Annotated in this window: 20 protein-coding genes and 1 tRNA gene; 14 read left to right on the top strand and 7 right to left on the bottom strand. The window is 69.0% G+C overall.

The window, feature by feature from the left end; translation table 11 throughout:
* Positions 1–8 precede the first annotated feature (8 nt).
* From AB0K11_RS09075 to AB0K11_RS09060, 4 genes are all read left to right on the top strand, one after another.
* A complete protein-coding gene (locus AB0K11_RS09075; RefSeq protein ID WP_364974954.1) occupies positions 9–662 on the top strand; it encodes a GNAT family protein in 654 nt (217 codons plus the stop codon).
* 165 nt (positions 663–827) lie between these two features.
* Positions 828–1,913: a gephyrin-like molybdotransferase receptor GlpR gene (glpR, locus tag AB0K11_RS09070; RefSeq protein WP_364974951.1), complete on the top strand. Its 1,086-nt coding sequence runs from the start codon at positions 828–830 to the stop codon at positions 1,911–1,913.
* 47 nt (positions 1,914–1,960) lie between these two features.
* Positions 1,961–2,033: transfer RNA gene (locus AB0K11_RS09065), tRNA-Ala, on the top strand.
* 141 nt (positions 2,034–2,174) lie between these two features.
* Positions 2,175–2,960 (top strand): hypothetical protein, encoded by a 786-nt coding sequence (locus AB0K11_RS09060; RefSeq protein ID WP_364974948.1) that lies wholly within the window; start codon positions 2,175–2,177, stop codon positions 2,958–2,960.
* Between the two features lie 33 nt (positions 2,961–2,993).
* On the opposite strand, the gene AB0K11_RS09055 is transcribed toward AB0K11_RS09060, so the two are convergent.
* The 3 genes from AB0K11_RS09055 to AB0K11_RS09045 all read right to left on the bottom strand — a co-directional run bounded on the left by AB0K11_RS09055 (position 2,994) and on the right by AB0K11_RS09045 (position 6,848).
* Complete coding sequence (locus AB0K11_RS09055; protein ID WP_364974945.1) at positions 2,994–4,109, bottom strand: glycerate kinase; 1,116 nt, start codon at positions 4,107–4,109, stop codon at positions 2,994–2,996.
* Positions 4,110–4,164: 55 nt separating this feature from the next.
* The gene (dctA, locus tag AB0K11_RS09050) at positions 4,165–5,619 is read right to left on the bottom strand and encodes a C4-dicarboxylate transporter DctA (RefSeq protein ID WP_364974942.1); all 1,455 of its coding nucleotides are present in this window, start codon (positions 5,617–5,619) and stop codon (positions 4,165–4,167) included.
* Between the two features lie 134 nt (positions 5,620–5,753).
* On the bottom strand, positions 5,754–6,848 hold the full coding sequence (locus AB0K11_RS09045) for a tartrate dehydrogenase (RefSeq protein WP_364974939.1): 1,095 nt from the start codon (positions 6,846–6,848) through the stop codon (positions 5,754–5,756).
* A gap of 131 nt (positions 6,849–6,979) precedes the next feature.
* Between AB0K11_RS09045 and AB0K11_RS09040 the strand changes: the two genes are divergently transcribed.
* The 6 genes from AB0K11_RS09040 to AB0K11_RS09015 all read left to right on the top strand — a co-directional run bounded on the left by AB0K11_RS09040 (position 6,980) and on the right by AB0K11_RS09015 (position 15,382).
* Positions 6,980–7,894, top strand: a complete 915-nt coding sequence (locus AB0K11_RS09040) for a LysR family transcriptional regulator (RefSeq protein ID WP_364974936.1) — start codon at positions 6,980–6,982, stop codon at positions 7,892–7,894.
* Between the two features lie 191 nt (positions 7,895–8,085).
* Positions 8,086–9,501, top strand: a complete 1,416-nt coding sequence (locus tag AB0K11_RS09035; protein ID WP_364976705.1) for a cytochrome P450 — start codon at positions 8,086–8,088, stop codon at positions 9,499–9,501.
* Positions 9,498–11,633 carry an Rv1355c family protein gene (locus AB0K11_RS09030; RefSeq protein ID WP_364974933.1) on the top strand — a complete coding sequence of 712 codons (2,136 nt, stop codon included), beginning with the start codon at positions 9,498–9,500 and terminating at the stop codon, positions 11,631–11,633. The genes AB0K11_RS09035 and AB0K11_RS09030 overlap by 4 nt, the downstream gene beginning before the upstream one ends.
* A gap of 24 nt (positions 11,634–11,657) precedes the next feature.
* The gene (locus AB0K11_RS09025) at positions 11,658–13,532 is read left to right on the top strand and encodes an EAL domain-containing protein (RefSeq protein WP_364974930.1); all 1,875 of its coding nucleotides are present in this window, start codon (positions 11,658–11,660) and stop codon (positions 13,530–13,532) included.
* A gap of 9 nt (positions 13,533–13,541) precedes the next feature.
* Positions 13,542–14,540 carry a GNAT family N-acetyltransferase gene (locus tag AB0K11_RS09020; RefSeq protein ID WP_364974927.1) on the top strand — a complete coding sequence of 333 codons (999 nt, stop codon included), beginning with the start codon at positions 13,542–13,544 and terminating at the stop codon, positions 14,538–14,540.
* Positions 14,537–15,382: a shikimate 5-dehydrogenase gene (locus AB0K11_RS09015; RefSeq protein ID WP_364974924.1), complete on the top strand. Its 846-nt coding sequence runs from the start codon at positions 14,537–14,539 to the stop codon at positions 15,380–15,382. The genes AB0K11_RS09020 and AB0K11_RS09015 overlap by 4 nt, the downstream gene beginning before the upstream one ends.
* A gap of 10 nt (positions 15,383–15,392) precedes the next feature.
* Here the strand turns inward: AB0K11_RS09015 and AB0K11_RS09010 are convergent, their stop codons facing one another.
* Positions 15,393–16,094, bottom strand: coding sequence for an LpqN/LpqT family lipoprotein (locus AB0K11_RS09010; RefSeq protein WP_364974920.1), 702 nt, complete (start codon positions 16,092–16,094; stop codon positions 15,393–15,395).
* A 381-nt stretch (positions 16,095–16,475) separates the two neighbouring features.
* On the opposite strand from AB0K11_RS09010, the gene AB0K11_RS09005 reads away from it, so the two are divergent.
* Positions 16,476–18,110 (top strand): PE-PPE domain-containing protein, encoded by a 1,635-nt coding sequence (locus tag AB0K11_RS09005; RefSeq protein ID WP_364974916.1) that lies wholly within the window; start codon positions 16,476–16,478, stop codon positions 18,108–18,110.
* Between the two features lies 1 nt (position 18,111).
* On the opposite strand, the gene AB0K11_RS09000 is transcribed toward AB0K11_RS09005, so the two are convergent.
* Entirely contained in the window at positions 18,112–18,393 is a 282-nt protein-coding gene (locus tag AB0K11_RS09000; protein WP_364974914.1) for a hypothetical protein, read from the bottom strand.
* A gap of 124 nt (positions 18,394–18,517) precedes the next feature.
* Here AB0K11_RS09000 and AB0K11_RS08995 point away from each other — a divergent pair, with 124 nt between their 5' ends.
* Complete coding sequence (locus tag AB0K11_RS08995; protein ID WP_364974911.1) at positions 18,518–19,177, top strand: DUF5642 family protein; 660 nt, start codon at positions 18,518–18,520, stop codon at positions 19,175–19,177.
* A 28-nt stretch (positions 19,178–19,205) separates the two neighbouring features.
* On the top strand, positions 19,206–19,856 hold the full coding sequence (locus AB0K11_RS08990; RefSeq protein WP_364974908.1) for a DUF5642 family protein: 651 nt from the start codon (positions 19,206–19,208) through the stop codon (positions 19,854–19,856).
* 3 nt (positions 19,857–19,859) lie between these two features.
* On the opposite strand, the gene AB0K11_RS08985 is transcribed toward AB0K11_RS08990, so the two are convergent.
* Positions 19,860–20,456: an alpha-ketoglutarate-dependent dioxygenase AlkB gene (locus AB0K11_RS08985; protein WP_364974905.1), complete on the bottom strand. Its 597-nt coding sequence runs from the start codon at positions 20,454–20,456 to the stop codon at positions 19,860–19,862.
* Positions 20,457–20,489: 33 nt separating this feature from the next.
* Positions 20,490–20,921 (bottom strand): redox-sensitive transcriptional activator SoxR, encoded by a 432-nt coding sequence (soxR, locus tag AB0K11_RS08980; protein WP_364974901.1) that lies wholly within the window; start codon positions 20,919–20,921, stop codon positions 20,490–20,492.
* A 57-nt stretch (positions 20,922–20,978) separates the two neighbouring features.
* Here soxR and arcA point away from each other — a divergent pair, with 57 nt between their 5' ends.
* Positions 20,979–22,175, top strand: coding sequence for an arginine deiminase (gene arcA, locus AB0K11_RS08975; RefSeq protein WP_364976703.1), 1,197 nt, complete (start codon positions 20,979–20,981; stop codon positions 22,173–22,175).
* Positions 22,176–22,199 lie beyond the last annotated feature (24 nt).

Below are 22,199 nucleotides of genomic sequence, written 5' to 3'. Positions count from 1 at the left end.
GGCGGGCGATGAGTTTCCTGCGTGCGAGTCCGATGCATCCGGGCTGGCCGACGCCGGCAGGGCCGTTGCGGGTTCCCGCCGGGGTGGTGCGGCTGCGACCGATCCGGCTGCGCGACGCCGCCCAGTGGAGCCGGTTGCGGTTGGCCGACCGGACGCAGCTCGAGCCGTGGGAGCCGACGGCGGCGGTGGACTGGCAAGTGCGACACGCACTCTCGTCGTGGCCGACGGTCTGCTCGAGTCTTCGCGCCGAAGCCCGCAGGGGCCGGATGCTGCCGTACGTGATCGAAGTCGACGGCCAGTTCGCCGGACAGCTGACGATCGGCAACGTCACCCACGGCGCGCTGCGGTCGGCGTGGATCGGTTACTGGGTGACGAGCCAGCGCACGGGCGGGGGAGTGGCGACCGCGGCCCTGGCGCTCGGACTCGACCACTGCTTCGGCCAGGTGATGCTGCACCGTGTCGAGGCGACGGTCCGCCCGGAGAACGCCGCCAGTCGCGCGGTGCTGGGCAAGGTGGGCTTCCGCCAGGAGGGGCTGCTCAAGCGCTACCTCGAGGTCGACGGCGCCTGGCGGGACCACCTCCTGGTGGCGATCACCATCGAGGAGATGAAGGGGACGGCGGCGGCCGCGCTCGTGCGCAGCGGTCGCGCGCAGTGGGCCTGACGGATAGGCCGCTGCCACTTTCGCGAGCGAATCCGTGACGTGTGTGACACGTGTTACTCGTGGTGCTTGTATCCTGCGAATTACAGGTGTGTAATTGTCCTCGGCGCGTCATCCCCGGACGCGCTGGTCACGGACCTAGCCTGAACGGGGAAAGGAGCCGGCGTCATGCCAAGCATCCCCCAATCTCTCCTGTGGATCTCTCTCGTCGTGCTCTGGCTCTTCGTGTTGGTTCCGATGTTGATCAGCAAGCGCGACGCGGTTCGCCGCACCAGCGACGTGGCGCTGGCCACGCGGGTGCTCGACACCGGGCGCCGCTCGAAACTGCGTCGCAGCGGCCCGGCCGCCGGCCACAACAGTGACCCGCACTGGCGGCCCGACGAGAACGGCGTCGACGAGGACGCACTCGACGACCTCGACGAACAAGAGGCCCGGCCGCAGCGTGCGATGGTGCTCGCGGCCGCCACTGTCGTGACCGACGAACCCGACTATCTCGACGTCGACGTCGTCGACGAGGCCTCCGGCGCGCTGCCGGTGGGCGGATCCGTATTCGACGAACCCGAGCTGCCCCTGGAGTTCAACGCCCCTGAGCCGGTGGCCGAAGACGAGGATCTCGAGGACGAAGACGAAGCCGTCGAAGTCGTGGCCGAGGACGAAGCCCTCGAAGACGAAGCCCTCGAAGACGAAGCCCTCGAAGACGACACCGACGAGTCCGATGCCGTCGAGGACGACGGCACGGACGACGAATACGAGTACGTCGCCGACTCTTCCGGCCTGGAAGCGCCGTCGGAATCAGACCTGCACGTCGCCGACTCGATGAGCGCTGCCCGCCGGCGCAGGAACGAGTCGAAGACCGCGGCCGCGGTCAGCGCGCGCAAGTACCGGTTCCGCATGCGCATGCTGGTGTCGATGGCCGTGGCGATCGTCGCGACGGCCGCCGCCGCATATCTCGTCGCGCCGTGGGCGTGGTGGCCCTGCGCGATCATCGGTTCGGTCACCCTGATGTACCTCATGTACCTGCGCCGCCAGACCCGCATCGAGCAACGACTGCGACGCCGGCGGGCGCAGCGGATGATGCGGTCGCGGCTCGGTGTGGAGAACGCCGAGGACCACAAGCTCGACGTGGTCCCGGCTCGGTTGCGGCGGCCGGGTGCGGCGGTGCTGGAGATCGACGACGAGGATCCGGCGTTCGAGCACCTCGACTACACGACGTTCGCCCGGCACTACGACCTCCCGCGCGCTGCGGGCCAGTAGTCGATTTTCGGCACTCGCGGCGCGACTGGTAGCCTTTCGTTCCGCAAGGGGCTATAGCGCAGTTGGTAGCGCGTCTCGTTCGCATCGAGAAGGTCAGGGGTTCGATTCCCCTTAGCTCCACAGGGTATCTGCAGTTCAGAGGCGGTGACCGTGAGGGAATGGCCGTCGACGGCCACCGCCCTTTCCTCCCGGTTCACTTGCATTCGCATGACCACGCCTAGAGTCGAGAATCCGCGCCCGGTGCAGTTCTAGGAGAGCCGAATGGTCAGTCTGTGGCTGGTCAGCAACCTTCCCTCGTGGTTGCTGCTGCTGGGCCTCATCGTGGTCGTCGCAGGCGGGGCGGTGCTCCTCCAGACACTGGTGCGTCGGAAGTTCCCCAGCCTCAAGGGCGAAGAGCACAACGACGTGATCAGGTTCGCGTTCGGGGTGGTCGGGTTCGTCTTCGCCTTTTTCCTCGGCTTCGTCGTCTCCGCAATGTGGGGACAGATCGGCGACGCGGATGGAAGAGCGCGGACCGAAGGCGCGGCGGGCGTGCAGCTCGCCCGATACGCCACGGTGTTCGACCAGCCGGACAGCGACCGGGTACGCAAGGCGCTGCTCGAATACCACCAGGCGGCGGTGGTCGAGTGGAACGAGAATGCCAGGGGACGGTCCTACCCCGAGGCCGACGAGGCTTTGACGCGCCTCTATGCGGCGTATGAAGGCGTCCAGGCCCGCACCGACACGCAGAAGACTTTGCTCTCAAGCTCTTTCAGCGATCTCGACAGCCTCAGTCAGGCCCGGACGCAGCGGGTGCTGCAGGCGCGCACGGATGTCGGCCCGCCATGGTCGCTGTGGGCGGTCATCTGGCTGACGAGTGCCCTGCTGCTACTGTGCGCGATCATCTACGACGTCGAGAAACCCTCGACGCACTACTCGATGGTGGCGATCCTGGGCGTGCTGGTGGCGGTGAACTTGTTCCTGGTGATGGAACTCTCGCACCCGTTCCTCGGCGACATCGGGACGTCCTCGCAGCCACTGGAAGAGGTCATCCGGCAGCTGTCGTAGGACGCGGATCCCAGGCAGCGCGACCGGAGTCGGTCAGGACGTCGCCGCGAACTGACGAGTGATGAGTGTGCCGAGGCGCCGCAGGATGAGTGCGGTCCGACGGGGATCGCGCGCGGTGTCGCCGTCGGCGTGGTCGGCGACGGCGAACACGTCGGTGAAACGGCTGCGTGCGGTGTCGTCGTCCAGGTCGCTGCGCCCGACCGCGGCGACGACGGGTGTCGGCGCGGCGCGCAGTGCGACGGCGCAGGGCAACTTGCCACGCAACGTCTGGTGGTCGAGTCGGCCCTCGCCGGTGACGACCAGATCGGCGTCGGCGACGTGCCGGTCGAAGTCCAGGAGCTCCAGGAAGTAGTCCGCGCCGGATACCGTCGTGGCGCCCAGCAGCATGGCCGCGTATCCGATGCCGCCTGCGGCCCCGGCGCCGGCGCACTGAGCCAGCGCTGCGGCGTTGTGGACGCCCGAGCGCCCGAATGCGTCGACGAGATTACTCAGGCCGGCCTCGAGCTGAACCACTTGTCCTGCGTCGGCGCCCTTCTGGGGCCCGAACACGGCAGCCGCCCCCGCCGGTCCGAGCAGTGGACTCGTCACGTCTCCGGCGACGGTGAGCCGGACTCCGCGGAGGTCGACGACATGACGTGAGTCGACACGGTGAATGCGCTTGAGGTTGCCGGGCACGGGGGACACGGGATCGCCGGTCCGATCCAGGAATCGGTAACCGAGCGCACCGAGCATGCCGATGCCGCCGTCCGTGCTCGCGCTGCCCCCGAGTGCGAGCACCAGCTGGTGGCGAGACAACGCCAGGGCGGCGCGGACGGCCTCGCCGAGGCCCCGGCTCGTCGCGGTCATGGGTGCACGAACACGGCCGGGCAGCGTCGCCAGTCCGCATGTATCGGCGACCTCCACGATCGCGGTGTCGCCGTCGAATGCGACAAGACCGCGGTGCGGCCTGCCCGTCGCCCCGTGCACCTCGACCGGGAGGGGATGGAATCCGCCGGCCAGGGCGGCGGCGACGCTGCCGTCGCCGCCGTCCGCCAGTGGCAGGGTCGTCGTGATCGCACCGGCCTCCGCCAGTCCCGTTGCCAGGTGGTCCGCGACCTCGGCAGCGGTGAGGCTGCCTTTGAACTTGTCGGGTGCGACGAGGACTCTCATGGTTGCTTCTCCTGCGAAGTGGCCGGGGGTGGCCGGGGGTGGTCGGCGTGCCGGCCTACGGCGTCGTCAGCGTCCGGGCGTCAGCCTTCTCGGGCGCGAGTCCCGCCATCGCCAGCGCGGGGGCGGGATCCGCGGCGATCAGGTCGTGCGTCTCGGAGGAGTACGGATCGACGTCGAGGTCCTCGCTCGGGTCCGAGATCGGCTCGACGTCCCTGCCTGCGAACACCGCCCGGGCCCGTGTCACGTCGAGTTCGTGATTCCACTTGGCCACGAACAGTGTCGCCACGGCGTTGCCGATGAAGTTCACCAGCGCCCGGCACTCGGACATGAACTTGTCGATGCCGAAGATCAACATGATGCCGACGACGGGGATGTGCCCGATCGTGCTCAATGTGGCTGTCAGGGCGATGAATCCACCGCCGGCGACACCGGCGGCGCCCTTCGACGTCAACAGCATCACTGCCAGCAGGCCGATCTGCTGCCCTACCGTGAGGTTGGTGTTGGTGGCCTGGGCGATGTACAGCGCCGCCAGCGACAGGTAGATCGCCGCACCGTCGAGATTGAAGCTGTAGCCGGTGGGAACGACCAGGCCGACGGTCGGCTTGCTGACGCCGGCGTACTCCATCTTGCGCATCAGACCGGGCAGGGCAGGCTCGGCGGTCGACGTGCCGAGGATCAGCAGCAGTTCCTCGCGCAGGTACTTGAGCATGTGCCAGATGTTGAGCCGCAGGTAGGCCATCACCGAGCCGAGGACGACGAAGACGAACAGTGCGGACGTCACGTAGAACAATGCGATCAGCGAGCCGAGGCTGGTCAGGGTGGACACGCCGTACTTGCCGATGGCATACGCCATCGCACCGAAGGCGCCGAGCGGTGCGAGCTTCATGATGTAGTTCAGGATCTTGAAGATGACCTGGGTGAGCCGGTTGACCAGGTCGAGGACGGGCGCGCCGATGTGGCCGACCGCGTTGAGCGCGACACCGACCAGCACCGCCATGAAGATGATCTGCAGGATGTCGCCTTCGACGAACGGGCCGACCATGCTCTCGGGCACGAGGTGGGTGATGAACTCCCACCACTGCTTCGTCTCGCCCGCCTCGATCAGTGTCGACGCCGACTCGCTGGTCTCGATGGCCCCCGGATCGGCGTTCACGCCGTCTCCGGCGCGGAAGACGTTGATGGCGACCAGGCCGAACATCATCGCGATGATCGTGCCGACCTGGAAGTAGGACAGCGCCTTTAGCCCGGTCACTCCGACCCTCTTCAGGTCGGCGACACTGGCGATGCCCCCGACGATGGTGAGGAACACGATGGGTCCGATCAGCATCTTCATCGCGGTGACGAACGTGGTGCCGATCGGTTCCATCGCGACCCCGGCCGACGGCGCCAGCCAGCCGAGGAGCACGCCGGCGATGATCGCCATCAGTACCCAGAAGTAGAGCTGTCGGTACCAGCGCTTCTTCTCGTGGTTCGGCCGGTAGCCCTCGGTGGTGTCGGTGTGTGCGTTCATGGCGTGGACCTCTGTGTCGGTGTTCGATTCGTGTTCAGGTGGCCGGATCACCGGCCGGATCTGTATGGCTGCGCCGCACAGAGGTGGCGCCGTGCGCGGATGCCGGCCGCCGGGGCGACCCCGGGGCCGGTCGGCTAGGCGGGGGTCAGAGCCTTCGACAGCGCGGCGATGATCGCGTCGGTCACCTCGTCGGTGTTCGACGCTCCGCCGATGTCGCGGGTGCGGATCCCGCTACCGGTGGCCGTCTCGATCGCCTCCTCGACGCGGCGCGCCTCGGCGTGCAGGCCGAAGTGGTCGAGCATGAGGGCGGCGCTGGCGATGGCACCGACCGGATTGGAGATGCCCTCTCCGGCGATGTCGGGCGCCGACCCGTGGACGGGCTCGAACATGCTGGGGAAGCGGCGTTCCGGGTTCAGGTTCGCGCTGGCCGCGATGCCGAGGCTGCCGGCCAGCGCCGACCCCAGGTCCGACAGGATGTCGGCGTTGAGGTTGGAGGCCACGACGACCGACAGTTCTTCGGGGTGCAGCACGAACTTCGCGGACATCGCGTCGACCAGCACACTTTCGGTCTCGACGTCGGGGTAGTCCAGGGCGACGCGCTTGAACACGTCGTCCCAGAGCACCATGCCGTACTGCTGGGCGTTCGACTTGGTGACGCTCGAGACCTTCTTCACGGAGCGGGTGCGGGCCAGGTCGAAGGCGAAGCGCATGATGCGTTCGCAACCCTTGTCGGTGAACAAAGCGGTCTGGAGGGCGACCTCGTTGCCTGGACCGCGTCCGCCGAGGTTGCGGCCGCCCAGCCCGGCGTACTCGCCTTCGCTGTTCTCCCGTACCACGACCCAGTCGAGTTCGGTGTCGTCGGCCTTGCGCAGTGGCGAGACGACCCCGGGCAGGAACTTGACCGGACGGACGTTGGCCCACTGATCGAAATTCTGGGTGATGTTCAAGCGCAGTCCCCAGAGGCTGATGTGATCGGGGACGTTCTTCCAGCCCACGGCGCCGAAGTAGATGGCGTCGAAGGATTTCAGCGTCTCCAGCCCGTCGTCGGCCATCATCTTGCCGGTCCGCTCGTAGTACTCGCAGCCCCAGTCGAACTCTTCCCAGTCGAAGGCAAACCTGCCTTCGGACTGCGCGGCCAGCGTGTCGAGCACACGATGGCCGGCGGCGACGACCTCCTTACCGACTCCGTCGGCGGGGATCGCGGCGATCTTGAAGATTTGGTCTGCCATGGCGGCCTCCTCGGTGGTGTGGATCACAGGTACGGGATGACTCCATTAGCGATCACATCGACCGATTCGTCTAAGACGCACTTTCGATTCAGCGTATAGGCTGTACCTATCACTACAGGCAGGAGGCCGCCATGGATGTGCGGCAGCTGAAGTTCTTCCTCGCGGTTGTCGACCACAACGGATTCAGCCGGGCGGCCGAGCACCTGCTGATCGCTCAGCCGTCACTGTCGCAGGCGATCGCCACCTTCGAGCGCGAACTCGGGATGCCGCTGTTCCACCGCATCGGCCGGGGTGTGGTGCTGAGCGAAGCGGGCGCTGCGCTGGTCGGCCCCGCCAGGGTGGTGCTCCGCGATCTCGACGAGGCGAAGGCCACCATGCTTGCGCTCAGAGGTCTGCGCGGCGGTCGCGTCGACATCGTCACCATGCCCTCGCCGGGCATGGAGCCGTTGACCAAGATCCTGACGTCCTTTTCGCGCGAACATCCCGACGTCACCGTGAACGCCGAGGCCGCCTTCACGCCGGAAGAAGTGCTGACATCGGTCCGGACCGGCTCGGCCGAGATCGGCGTGCTCGGGTCAGCCGAGCCGACGGTGGCCGCCGACCTCGACGTCGTGTCGCTGGAACGTCAAGCCCTGGTCCTCATCTCGGGGCCCGACGTCGACGGTCCGATCGGCGATCGCCTGTCGCGCGACGACCTCACCGGATGCCGGCTGATCGTGTCTCAACGCGGGTCGTTGATGCGCGCTCTCGTCGACGACGTCCTCGCCAGTGGCATCGAAGTCACGATCGTCGCCGAAATCGCCCACCGCACATCGATTCTGCCGATGGTCCTGAGCGGCCTGGGCCGCGCCGTGATGCCCGCGTCGTGGACGGAGACGGCGCGCCGTTCCGGGGCTCGGGTGCAGACCATCACTCCCGAGTCCCACCTCCATGTGGCGGCCGTCAGCCGACGGCACCACCTCACGACCCCGGCCACTGCGCTGATGGCCGAGGCGAGGGCCTACGCGGCACGGGTGAAACGAGTGGGCAGTCGGTCATCACGCTGACTGGCATCGCGCCCCGTCGCCCGGGGAATGCCTCAATACCGCACGGTGTTGGTGCGTCACGCGAGACAATATTGACGCGTGTCGTGAATCGTTGAAACGCGAAGAATTAGCCCTGCTAAGCTCAGGACCGGGTCATCTCTCGTCGCTCCGGCCCGGAGTCTCGGGATCCGCTGTGCCGCATGCCTTCCGGTATGCGCTTCGGTGTGCGATGGAAAGGGTCGAGCGTGGCTGATCAGTCATTGGCCCGGCTGGCGTCGCTGCCACGGGTACCCGACAATCCGCTGCCCTTCTCGCAACGGGTGCGCGCCCTGCGGACCTTCCACACCGGTATCGAGCAGCTGCGCGACGCCGGCGGCCCGGTAACCCGGTTCACGGTCGGCCCGCGGTGGCTGATGCCCCCGGTCGTCGCGGTCACCTCGCCGCAGGGCATCCGCGACATCCTCAGCAACAAGGACGGGTCGATAGACAAGACCACCCGGGTGTTCACCGAGTTCTGCCGGGTGATCGGCGGCAACCTGTTCGATCTGCCGCACGAGGCCTGGCTGCCGCGACGACGCACCCTGCAGCCCGTGTTCACCAAGCAGCAGGTCCGCAGCTTCGGCGGGCACATGTCGGCGGCCGCCGAGTCGGTGGCGTCGACCTGGCGCGACGGCGCCACCATCGATCTCGACGCGGAGTGCCGCACACTCACCCTGCGCGCGCTGGGCCACTCGGTGCTCGGCCGCGACCTCACCGATCACACCGACGAGGTCGCCGACCCGCTGCGGATCGCCGTCACCTACGTCGCGGACCGCGCGCTGAAGCCGGTGCGGACGCCGGCATGGCTGCCCACTCGACGGCAACGGCAGGCCAGGGCGGCCAGCGCGACGCTGCACCGCCTGGCCCGCGAGATCCTGCGCACCTGCCGCGCCGACCCCACCACCGACGCTCCACTGGTCCAGGCATTGATCGCCGCGACGGATCCCGAGACCGGGCAGACCCTGTCGGACCGCGAGATCGCCGAGGAGCTCATCGTGTTCCTGTTCGCCGGGCACGACACCACCGCGACGACGCTGACCTATGCCATGTGGCAGCTGGGCCGCAACCCCGACATCCAGAAGCGGGTGGCCGCCGAGGTGGATGCGCTGCCCGGCCGGGAACTCGAACCCGGCGACATCGCCGACCTGCCGTACACGGTGCAGGTGCTGCGCGAGGCGCTGCGGCTGTGCCCGCCCGGCCCCACCGGCTCGAGGATGGCGACACGCGACGTCGAGGTGGGCGGCTTCCGGGTCGAGCGCGGCACCATGCTGATCTTCGGCCGGATGGCCGTTCAGCGCGACCCCACCCTGTGGGACGACCCGCTGACCTTCGACCCCGACCGGTTCACGCCCGAGGCGATGAAGAGCCGGGATCGCTGGCAGTACGTGCCGTTCGGCGGCGGCCCGCGGTCCTGTATCGGCGACCACTTCGCCATGCTGGAGGCGACTCTCGGGCTGGCCACCTTCATCCGGCGCGTCGAGGTCACGTCTGTGAATGACGACTTCCCGGTCGCCGTGCCGTTCACCATGGTCGCCGACGACCACATCTGGGCGCGGGTCCGGCACCGCGAGCCAGGGCTGTCCCGATGAGCGTCGACGACGACGGCCTCAACATCTACGCCGCCCACCTCCTGGACCCCGAGGACTCCGCCGATCGCGCGATGCTCGACCGGCTGCGCGCCGACCCCCGCATCGAGTTCCTCGACCGGCGCGGCCAGCAGCTCGACGATCTGCACCGGCTGCGGCCTGCGCCCGACGCGGCCGTGCTCGACGAACCCGGCCGGTGGGCGTACTTCCCGTGGCGGCGCAGCGTCGTCGCCGTCCTGGGGCCGAAGGCTTTTCGCGCCGTGCGGCTCGACCGCAACCGCAACATCATCACCGCCGCGGAGCAGCAGCGGCTCGGCACCCTGCGCATCGGCGTGGCCGGACTCAGTGTCGGCCACGTCATCGCCCACACGCTCGCCGCCCAGGGGCTCTGCGGGCAACTGCACCTCGCCGACTTCGACGGCCTCGAGCTGTCCAACCTGAACCGGGTGCCCGCCACGGTGCTCGACCTCGGCGTGAACAAGGCTCACGTCGCGGCCCGCCGGATCGCCGAGGTGGACCCGTACCTGCCGGTCCGCGTCTTCGAGGCGGGGCTCACCACCGACACCGTCGACGAGTTCCTCGACGGGCTGGACGTCGTTGTCGAGGAATGTGATTCGCTCGACATGAAGGCGGTGCTCCGGCTCGGCGCGCGGGCGCGCGGTATCCCCGTCGTGATGGCCACCAGCGACCGCGGGCTGATCGACGTCGAGCGGTTCGACCTGGAACCGCAGCGCCCGATCCTGCACGGACTGCTCGGCGAACTCGACGTGTCGCTGCTGCCGGGGATGAGCAGCCGCGACAAGGTGCCGCACATCCTGCGCCACCTCGAGGCGTCGCGGTTGTCATCGCGCACCGCGGCGTCACTGGTGGAGGTCGACCGGTCGATCTCCACGTGGCCGCAGCTCGCAGGCGATGTCGCGCTGGGCGCCACGGCGCTGGCCGAGGCGGTTCGCCGGATCGGGCTCGGCGAGGAGCTGCGGTCCGGGCGGGTGCGCATCGACGTCAGCGGCGCGCTCGACCGGCTCGCCGAACCCGAGATGGCGCGGCAAGCCCCCGAGCCGCCGCCCGATCAGGACGACGCCGACCTGCCGGGCCTGACCGGCGTGCTCGCCGCCGCCGCGATCAGGGCGCCGTCGGGCGGCAACGTGCAGCCGTGGCGCATCGACGTCACCCACGAAGCGCTCACCATTCGTGTTGCCTCCGAACACACCTCGGCGATGGATGTCGGGCACCGCGGCAGCGCCGTCGCGCTGGGCGCTGCGCTGTTCAACGCCAGGGTCGCGGCCGCCGCGCACGACGTGCTCGGCCCCGTGGCCGTGACCGAGCGCACCGACGGGATCCCGCTTCAGGCGACGCTGCGGCTCGGCGATGACAGTGACGCCGACCTCGCGGCGCTGTACCGTCCCATGCTCGCCCGCGAGAGCAACCGTCACCACGGCACGCCCGGCCCCCTCGACCCCGCCACCGCAGAGGCACTGCGCGCGACCGCCACACGCCACGGCGCCACCCTGCGGTTGCTCACCACCGACGCCGAACTCGCAGACGCAGCAGGCATTCTCGCCGCCGCGGACCGCACCCGGTACCTGACCCCGCGGCTGCACGCCGAGATGATCTCCGAGCTCCGCTGGCCCGGCGACCCGGACTTCGACGAGGGCATCGACGTGCGCAGCCTCGAGATGGACGCCGGTGACCTCGCCGTGCTCGACATCCTCCGGCGGCCCGAAGTGATGGCTCACCTGGCGGACTGGGGGGCGGGCGGCGCACTCGGCGAGGACACCTACGACCGGGTGCGGGCGAGCTGCGCACTCGCGGTGGTGACCGTGGCGGGCCACAGCCTGCGCGACTACGCGGCGGGAGGGGAGGCGATGGAGGCGGTGTGGGTCGCCGCGCAGACGCACGGGCTCGGCGTGCAGCCGGTCTCGCCGGTGTTCCTGTACGCGCGGTCCCACGACGAACTGCGGGGCCTGTCACCGCAGTTCGCCGACGAGCTCGCCGGCCTGGCATCGGACTTCGCGCGGCTGGCCGGCACCGGCCGGGACGACGCCGTCGTGCTGATCCTGCGACTGGCCGCGACGGGTCCGGCATCGGTGCGGAGCAGGCGCAGTCTCGACCGTGTTCGGGCACTGTCCCGGTGAACGCGCTGTCGTAAGGTTTGACACGTGTCGCGCACACTCGAGGAGGTCGTCACCTCGGTCGCCGCCGAACTCATGGCGGCGAACGTCACGTCGGTCGTGCGCAGCAGCGAACGGGTTCTGGAGATCCTGGTCGGGCAGCTCGGTGTCGACATCAGCTTCCTGCGCCACAACGACCACACCATCCACGCCACCAAACTCATCGCGCAGTGGCCGCCCCGGCCGTACATCCCGGACCCCGATCCGATCGGGGTGGTGCACTTCGTCGACGCCGACCCGGTGTTCGCGGCGGCGGAGCACCTCAAGACCCCGCTGGTGATGCGGCCCGAGCCGGCGAACGACGACTACCAGCGCCGGATCGAGGAGGGCACCGCGGTGCCGGCCAGCTCGATGGCCTGTGTGCCGCTGCTGTCCGGTGAGACCACCACCGGGACATTGGGATTCGTCAAGTTCGGTGACCGCGAATGGACGCCGGAGGAGCTCAACGCGCTGCAGACGATCGCCACCCTGTTCGCCCAGCTGCAGGCCCGCATCGTGGCCGAGGAGCAGCTGCACTTCCTCGCCGAGCGCGACGACCTGACCGGCCTGCTGAACCGCCGCTCGCTCACCGAGCACCTGGACCGGCGGCTGGCCTCCGGCCGGGAGGAGTCGGTGCCCGTCCTGTTCATCGACCTCGACCGGCTCAAGGCGGTGAACGACTACCTCGGGCACAAGGCCGGCGACGCGTTCATCAAGGTGTTCGCCGATCGCCTGCGTGAAGCGGTGGAGGGTCCGGCCACCCTCGCGCGCATCGGCGGCGACGAATTCCTGGTGATGCCGAACGCGTCGATGGACGCCGACGGCGCGGAGGTCTACGCCCGGGAACTGCAGACGCGGCTGCAGAAGCGGGTGGTGATCGACGGCGAGACGCTCACCCGCACCGTCAGCATCGGCGTCGCCGTCGGGGTGGCAGGGCGCGACAGCACGTCCGACGTGCTGCGCTGGGCCGACCAGGCCGCGCTGTCGGCGAAGAGCGCGGGCGGCAACAACGTCTCGGTGCTCACCCCCGCCCAGTCCGAGAAGCAGGCATTGATCAACGACGTCGAGCTGCGACTCGAAGAGGTGATCGACGTCGACGGCGCCCTGGTGCTGCACTACCTGCCCGAGATCGACATGCGCACCGGCGAGATCCTGGCCACCGAGGCCCTCGTGCGATGGCAGCACCCGACGCGCGGGCTGCTGCTGCCCGACTCGTTCATCGGCGTCGCCGAATCCATCAATCTGGCGGGCCGGCTCGGGCGCCGGGTGCTGCGGATGGCCTGTGAGGAGTTCACCGGCTGGCGGCGCAACGGGCTGGGCCTCGACCTCGTGTTGCGCGTCAACGTGTCACCGGTGCAACTGGTCTCGCACGGCTTCGTCGACATCGTCGCCGCGACGCTCGACCACTGCGGGCTCGACGCAGGCAACCTCTGCCTGGAGATCACCGAAAGCGTTGTGGTCCAGGACATCGAGGCCACCCGCAACACGTTGTCCGGCCTGCGCGACGTCGGCGTGAAGATCGCGATCGACGACTTCGGCACCGGGTACAGCGTGCTGACGCACCTGAAGTCGCTGCCCGTCGACACGGTCAAGATCGACCGCGGTTTCGTCCGCGACCTGGGCAGCAACCCGCACGACCTGGCGATCGTCCGGGCGATCATGGCGCTGGCCGAGGCGTTCGGCCTCGACGTCGTGGCCGAAGGCGTCGAGACCGAGTTCGCCGCCAGGACCCTGATGGCTCTCGGGTGTTCGAGGGCGCAGGGCTTCCTGTTCTCGAGGCCCGTCCCGGGTGAGGCGATGGCGGCGCTGCTGGCCGCCGGTGCGGTACCGATCACCCACACAGATGTGCGCACACCTCTCGACGGCGGTCGGCCTTCCCCGTAGCCTCGGGGCGTGGCCGGTGCGACAGCCGTCCGCGTAGACGAACTCGCGGCACTGGAAATCTTTGCCGGCTGCCCCATTGACGCTCTGGCGCCGCTGGCGGCCCAGTTGCGGCCGCTGACCGCCACGCCCGGCCAGATCCTCATGCGCCAGGGTGAGCAGGCGGTGTCCTTTCTGCTGATCGGCTCCGGCCGGGCCCAGGTCACCCACGCGGCCGCCGACACCCATCCGCTCGTCGTCGACGTGGCGCCGGGCATGATCGTCGGCGAGATCGCGCTGCTGCGTAACACCCCCCGCACCGCGACGGTGGTGGCACTCGATGAACTCACCGGCTGGGTGGGTGGCCACGAGGCGTTCACCACGATGCTCGACCTGCCGCCGATGATGGCCAAGCTGGTGCGCATCGCCCGGCAGCGGCTGGCCGCCTTCACCGACCCCATCCCGGTGCGGGTGCGCGACGGCACCGAACTGTTCCTGCGTCCGGTGCTCCCCGGCGACAACGAGCGCACGATCAACGGCCCGGTCGAGTTCTCCAGCGAGACGCTCTACCGGAGGTTCCAGTCGGTGCGGCGCCCCACGGTGACGCTGATGGCGTATCTCTTCGAGGTGGACTACCTCGACCATTTCGTGTGGGTGATGACCGACGGCGCCGACGGGCCGGTGGTCGCCGACGCCCGGTTCGTGCGCGACGAACGGGACCCCACCACCGCCGAGGTCGCGTTCACGGTCGGGGACGCCTATCAGGGTCGAGGGATCGGCACGTTTCTGATGGAGGCGCTCGCCGTGTCCGCGGCGTACGACGGTGTGCAACGGTTCTCGGCGCGCGTGCTGTCGGACAACTTCCCCATGCGCAAGATCCTCGACCGGTTCGGCGCGTTCTGGCACCGCGAGGATCTCGGCGTGGTCACCACCGTGGTCGACGTCCCCGATGCGTCCGGGCTGTCGCTGAAACCCCGTCTCGTCGAGCAGATCCGCGCCGTCACCCGCCAGGTGATCCGGGCGGTCGGATGACCGGCGCCGAACGCAGACCACCGCTGAGCAAGGACACCCGGTTGTGCATCTCGCTGGCCGGCCGGCCCAGCAACATCGGTACCCGGTTCCACAACCATCTCTACGACGTGCTCGGCCTGGACTTCATCTACAAGGCGTTCACCACCACGGACATCGTCGCCGCAATCGGTGGGGTGCGCGCCCTTGGCATCCGCGGTTGCTCGGTGTCGATGCCGTTCAAGCAGGACGTGCTGGCGCTCGTCGACGAGGTGGAACCCTCCGCCCGCGCGATCGACGCGGTGAACACCATCGTCAACGACGTCACCGTGTCCGGCGGGCGTCTCACCGCGTCCAACACCGATTACCTTGCGGTGCAGCGGCTGATCGCCGACCACGCGCTCGATCCCGCCGCCCCGGTGCTGATCCGGGGCAGCGGTGGCATGGCCGCGGCGGTCGGAACCGCCTTCCGGGACGCGGGTTTCGGCACCGGCACCATCGTGGCGCGCAACCGCGACACCGGTGCGGCACTGGCGGACCGGCTCGGCTACGGCTACGCGGGCGACGTCGGGTCGCGCACCGCCGCGGTAATCGTCAACGTGACCCCGGTGGGCATGGCCGGCGGCCCCGAGGAGCGCGACAGTGCCTTCGACATCGCGACTGTCACACGGGCCCAGACGGTGTTCGACGTGGTGGCGATGCCGTCCGAGACCCCGCTCATCAGGGCCGCCAGGGACGCGGGGGTGCCGGTCATCACCGGTGCCGAGGTGATCGCGCTGCAGGCCGCCGAGCAGTTCGAGCGCTACACCGGCGTGCGACCGACGCCCGAGCAGATCGCCGAGGCGTCGGCCGTCTCCCGCGCCTGACCGCCCGCCGTCAGGGGGTGATGGTGGTCTGCTCGTCGATGAGGTTCATCGCGTCCATCATCGGCCCCTCCTGCCCTTCCGGGCCGTCGGCGTTGAGCTGCAGCACGTACATGCCGTCCTGGCCGGGGATCACGACGGTCTTCTGGCCGATCAAGCGGGTGGCGCCGTCCTTGACGTAGGTGCCGCTCAGCTGCCAGGCGTCGAAGCCACTCATTGTGCTGGACTGCCCGTCGGTGCCGTCCCAGCCGTCGAGGTTCTTCAGCTCGTTCGGCGCGAATTCGATGATCTTGGCCGGGTCGACGTTGCCGGTGAGCTTCGACATCAGTGCGATGACGCTCGGCGGATCAGCCGCGGCTGCGGGGTCGCTGAACACGATGGCGCCCCAGGCCCATTCGGGTGCGTTGGCGCCGGCGTCCTCCCATCCGGGCGGGATGGGCAGGTCGAGGGTCGGCGAGCCCGGATCGCCGCGGTGGATCGGTGTCTCGACGATCTGGTTCTCTTTGATGTAGTCCACGATCGTGTAGTTGGCGCCCTCGGCCGGTGCGGGCGAGGTCTCGGGAGCGGACTTGGTCGCCTCCGCTTTCGACGTCGCCTTCGACGTCGTCTCCTTTGACGTGCTCGACTCGGTGGCGGTGTCGGACCCGCACCCTACGAGTGCCAGTCCGAGGGCGACCGCCGCGATGGCGACGCTCGCCCGCCGTGAATTCCTCATGAGTTCTCCCGTCGATTGAGATGTCGGCAAGAGCCTACGGCTGGCAAATGCCCGCCGAAGGCCGAATCGCCGGGCACGTTAACCGGCGATGATTGGAACTCGATTGGAGGCCGTCGGGCTCCGCGACGGTCCGCCGACGCTTCTGAACCGATTCCGAAATACGACGCTGATTCGCTTGCTGTGGCTGGTCGCGGGCGGTCGGTTATTTCCTGCGGCAACTACTTGAAACCGGTAGCCGAAAACTTCGTCATTGCCCGTTGGCAACCTGAGAATCCGATGAGAAACTGGTCGTGCCCAGCAGGAAGCAGCTGTCTCTTGACACCCGCGTCATCACTGGGCGTCGGGGAAATCATTGCTGTTACTGCATGGGGGAAGTCGCGTATGCGCAATCAACTTCGTTCGCTGGGCGTGGCCGGGGGAGCCGTCGCGGCGGCGGTCACATTCGGTCTGGCGTCACCGCTGCCGTCGATGGTCCAACTGCTGGCCACCACCGCGCTCATCATGGGAGGCACCGAACACCCGCTGGTGCAGTCCAACCACGACGGCGTCAGCAATGATCCGTTGACCGCGGACGAGCAGTGGGTGAGGGACTATCTCGACGCGATGCAGGAGAACTACCTCGAGCCGACCGAAGGCGACCGGGACGCTCAATCGAACGAGCCCTACCGCCTGGTGGCCGTGTACACCCCGGAGGAGTTCTTCCCGGTCGTCGGCTCGAAGACGTTCGACGACTCGGTGCAGGAAGGTGCGGACAACCTCGACGGCTGCATGACCACCGGCTGCGACTCGCAGGTGGTGACCGACCCCGAGCCCGGGGTCGAGGACGAGTGGGTGATCGTCGGCTACTCGCAGAGTGCCCGCATCGCGTCGATGGAGAAGCAGCGGCTGATCGACGAGTACGGCGAGGACTGGGCCGCCGGTCGGCCGACTCCCGACGTCTCGTTTCTGCTCCTGTCGAACCCGAACCGTCCCAACGGCGGTGTGCTCATGCGCTTCAACGGGCTTTCGATCCCGTTCCTCGGGGTGACCATGGACGGCGCGTCGCCGACCAACAGCTGTGTCGGCGACACCTGCCATCTGCCGACCGTCGACGTGGCGCAGCAGTACGACGCCCTCGGCGGTGACTTCCCGCTCTACCCGCTCAACCTGCTGGCGACGCTGAACTCGATCGCCGCCTATCTCATGCTGCACGGGGACATGCCCTATGCCGGCATGGACGAAGTCGACGAGGATCAGGGGCAGTTCGGCGATACCCACTACTACATGGTCGGCGCGGACATCCTGCCGCTGCTGATGCCGCTCGAGCGGATCGGTGTGCCGCGTGCGCTGCTGCGGGTCATCGACGCACCGCTGCGTGTGATCATCGAGACCGCATACCGTCGCGACATCAGCCCCGGCGAGCCGGTGCCGGCCCAGCTCGTGCCCGTGCTCAACCCGAGGTTCCTGGCCAACCTGCTCGCCTCGATCCCCGTCGGCATCGACGACGCCATCGAAGAGGAAACCGGCGAGCGGCCGCTCGGCACAGAGCCGGCCGGGATCTACGGCGTCGGCGGCGAGGACGAGGACCTCGAGGGCGCACCGGTGGGGTTCGTCCCGCTGGGCCGGCCAGATCCCACGACGTCGACGGAAATGGCAACGACAGCCGCGCCCGACTCGCCGGCGGCGGATGCCGAGAGCGCCGACTCGCAGCGGACCACCGAGCTGACGGCCCTCCCCGCGGCTGGGAGCACGCCCGAGACCCCGAACGCGGAAGTGCCGAAGGCGCAAGCGGAGCCGCAGTCGCGCGGCAACCTGCAGACGTTCTTCCGGCAGCGCGACAACGCCGACGACGAGCAGCAGAATCCGAAGCCGCGCTCCGAGCACCGCCCGGGCAGTCACTTACGCAACTTCGTGAAGCGGCTGACCGGTCAGCGTCAGGAACGCCCGAACGCCGCGGACCCCTCCCCGTCGTCCGACGACGCGCCGGACAAGGACCCGTCGCCTTCGGCGGACAACGACACCAAGGACGCCGCCTGAGTCAGCACTTCGCCGTGAGCAGCAGCGTGCCGAGCGCGCCGTGGCGCCCGGTGCTCATCGGCTGGGTCGCGGCTGCGCCCGCTTGCACGGCGGCCACCGAGCACTGATCGAGCGGCAGATCGCCGACTTTGTCGACGACCACCTGGTAGCCACTGCGCTCGAGGGCAGCGGCGGTCTCTTCGGCCGATCCGACGCCGGCCGGCGCGGCCGAGGCGGCCGGTGTGCCGAGTGTCATCAGGGTCATCGCTCCGCCCGCCATCGCGGCGAGCAGCAACTTCTTCATCCGTGGTGCCTTTCGATATCTGATCTTGTCAACGTGCGATCAATCGAATTGATTCCGAACGAGTTTGGGGCACGCGGGCGCGGTCGGCACCGTCCGGCGCGTCGACTGTGGTATCAACGGCGACGTGCGCCATTTCGCGGCCCTCGCAGCGGCGATGCTGTGTCTGGCGGCCTGTGCCGCGCCGGCCGAGGCGCCACCTGCCGTCACCCCGTCGTCCTCCCCGACGGTCGGGGTGGTGAACCCGGCGCGGGTCGACCGCGTCCGCGGCGAGCTGCCCGCCGGCTACGAGGTGGCCGACCTCATCGACCGGCCGACCCCGGTGGCGCTGTGGGGATTCGGCCCCGGGTGGATCGCCGAACCGTCGCAGTGCGCTGCACTCGCCGACCCTGTGCTCGACCCCGCCTCGCTGCGGGGATGGTCGGCGTCGGGCGAGGGCGGCATCGTCTACACCTTCGCGGCGGGCGGCGCGGCCGCACCGGATCCGGCCGTCGTCGACGGCTGCGCCGCATGGACGGTGACGGCAGGCCCCACCTCCGGCACGGTCGACCGCCTCGACGCGCCGACGGTCGACGGCGCCATCACGCTCGGCATGGGCGCCGACGTGGTCACGACCGTCGAGGGCGGCACCGCCACCCGTTCACACGCCGACACGTACTACGCCTTCGCCGAAGGCCGTGTCGTGGTGGTCGTCGTGGTCACCGATCCGGGCGCCGCCCAGTCTGCGCTCGACGCGGCGTTCGCCGCCGACCTGCTGACGAAAACCGTGGCGGCGTTACGGGGTTGACCGCCCGGGCGCGGGTAGATTGACGCCGATGCTGCTTCTGAGGGCGACGGCCGTCGCCGGCTGTGCCGTGCTGATCGCCGCGTGTGGAACCGAAGAACCCACCGGCGACATCAACCGGATCGACCAGCTCACGTCGAACTTCGGGCCTGAGTTCAAGGTCACCAGCGTGCCGTCGAGCGGTATCGATCCGAAGCTGCTGGCCCCGCAGAAGCTGCCTGCGGGCATCACGTTCACACCGGCGGACTGCGCGAAGTTCGCCGAAGGTCAGGTGCTGCCCGACGGGCTCAAGGGCAACATGGCCGCCACCTTCGCCGAGGGGCAGGGCAACCGCTTCATCGCGATGGCGGTGGAGACCTCCGAGCCGGTGCCTGCCGCCGACCCGGGGGAGAACTGCAAGAAGGTCGAGTTCGCGGGCGGGCAGTTCCGCGGACTGGCCGAAGCGGTCGAGGCGCCGCAGATCGACGGCGTGACGACGCGCGGCACCCACCGCGTGCTGCAGACGATCGTCGACAAGCAGCCGCGCACCGGCGAGCTGTACAACTACGTCGCCAGCTTCGGTGACTACCTGGTGATCGTGACCGCCAACCCGTTGGTGGTGCCGAACCAGCCGGTGGCCCCGGTGGACACGCAGCGGGCCCGCGACCTGCTGACCGCGGCCGTCGCCGCCGTGCGCGGCTGACGATCACCGCACGTCGTGCGGGCGGAACTGGATGCTGATCCGCGGGCCCGTCGGCCTGGTGGTCTTCGGCACCGCGTGCTCCCAGGTCCGCTGACAGGAGCCGCCCATCACCAGGAGGTCGCCGTGGTGGTGTTGCAGCCGGAGTGACCGTCCGCCACCGCGCGGGCGCAACGCGAACACCCGGGTGGCGCCGAGGCCGACGATCGCGACCATGGTGTCCTGACTGCTGCTGCGGCCGATGGTGTCGCCGTGCCAGGCCACGCTGTCGTTGCCGTCGCGATACAGACACAGCCCGGCGGTGGTGAACGGTTCGCCCAGCTCACCGCCGTAGGTGTCGTTGAGTCGTCGGCGCAGCTGTTTGAGCCGTGGATGGGGGACCGGCCCGTCGACCAGATTGTGGAAGCTGAGCAGCCGGGGCACGTCGAGCACGCGGTCGTACATCTGCCTGCGCTCGGCTCGCCACGGTACGACGTCGAGGAGTTCGTCGAAGAGGGTGTCGGCGTCGGTCAACCAGCCGGATCGCACGTCGAGCCAGGCGCCGTTTCCGAGCTGGCGGCGTTCGGCGTGCTCGAACAGCGAGTCCTGAAGAGCCACCTCCATGTTCGCGAGTGTATCGCACACCCGTTCGAAAATTCAGAGTCGGACCGCTCCCGGCCCGTGTTCGGCGAGCACATCGCCCGGGTTGGACAGGACGCAGGTCTTCAGGCTGAGGCAGCCGCAGCCGATGCACCCGGCGAGGTTGTCGCGCAGTCGCTCCAGGTGCAGGATGCGGTCGTCGATGTCCTGCCGCCAGCCCGCCGAGAGGCGGGCCCAGTCCTTGCTGGTCGGAACGCGGTCGGTGGGCAGTGTCCGCAGTGCTTCCCGGATGCGGGCGAGCGGGATGCCCAGCCGCTGCGACATCCGGATGAACGCGACGCGCCGCAGGGTCTCACGGGCGTAGCGCCGCTGGTTCCCCGACGTACGCCGGCTCTGGATGAGGCCCTCGCGCTCGTAGAAGTGCAGTGCCGACACCGCGACGCCGCTGCGCTCGGCCATCTCGCCCGGGGTCAACTCGTGCGTGTCCACACCTGAACAATAGTTGAGGTGACCTTTGGCGCTACGGTGCTAGGTGTGACCGGCACCGTGTTGGGCTCCTACTCCGAGGTCGGCCCGCTGCGCGTCGTCATCCTGCACCGCCCGGGCGCGGAGTTGCAGCGGCTCACTCCGCGCAACAACGACGCGTTGCTCTTCGACGGGCTGCCGTGGGTGGCCAAGGCGCAGCAGGAGCACGATGCCTTCGCCGACCTACTGCGCTCGCGCGGGGTCGAGGTGCTGCTGCTGGCCGAACTGCTGTCCGAGGCGCTGGTGAGCGGCGCCGCCCGGATGCACGGGATCGCGGCCGCCGTCGACCCGCGACGGCTGGGCATCCCACTCGCCCACGAACTGTCGGCGTATCTGCGCACGCTGGAACCCGCGGCCCTGGCGCACGTGCTGATGGCGGGGATGACGTTCAACGAACTGCCGCTGGCGGGTGGCGAATTCTCGCTGGTGCGCCGCATGCACCACGGAGGCGACTTCGTCATCGACCCGTTGCCGAATCTGCTGTTCACCCGCGACTCGTCGTTCTGGATCGGCCCGCGGGTGGCGATCACGTCGCTGGCGCTGCCCGCGCGGGTGCGGGAGACGTCGCTGACCGACCTGATCTACGCGCACCATCCGCGGTTCCTCGGGGTGCGACGGGCCTACGAGTCGCGCTCGGCGCCGATCGAGGGCGGTGACGTGCTCCTGCTGGCGAAGGGCGTCGTCGCCGTCGGTGTGGGGGAGCGGACCACGCCGGCCGGAGCGGAAGCGCTGGCGCGCAGCCTGTTCGACGACGATCTGGCGCACACCGTGCTGGCGGTGCCGATCGCCCAGGAGCGCGCGCAGATGCATCTCGACACGGTGTGCACGATGGTCGACGTCGACGCCGTCGTGATGTACCCCAACATCAAGGACTCGTTGTCGGCGTTCACGATTCACCGCAACGGCAGCGGAGGGGTGCGGATCGACGACGCCGCGCCGTTCGTCACCGCCGCCGCCGCGGCCATGGGCATCGAGCGGCTACGGGTGATCGACACCGGCCTTGACCCGGTGACCGCCGAGCGCGAGCAGTGGGACGACGGCAACAACACCCTCGCCGTCGCCCCCGGCGTGCTGGTGGCCTACGAGCGCAACGTCGAAACCAATGCGCGCCTCGCGGATTCGGGCATCGAGGTGCTGCCGATCGCGGCGTCAGAGCTCGGCACCGGTCGCGGCGGCCCGCGCTGCATGTCGTGTCCGGCGGCCCGCGACCCGGTATAGCCGCGTCTTGTTCGCGGCTTCTGC

Source organism: Mycobacterium sp. NPDC050551 (genome assembly GCF_040674075.1).
In the GTDB taxonomy this organism is placed as follows: domain Bacteria; phylum Actinomycetota; class Actinomycetes; order Mycobacteriales; family Mycobacteriaceae; genus Mycobacterium.
This window is presented reverse-complemented; position numbering and strand designations above follow the sequence as displayed.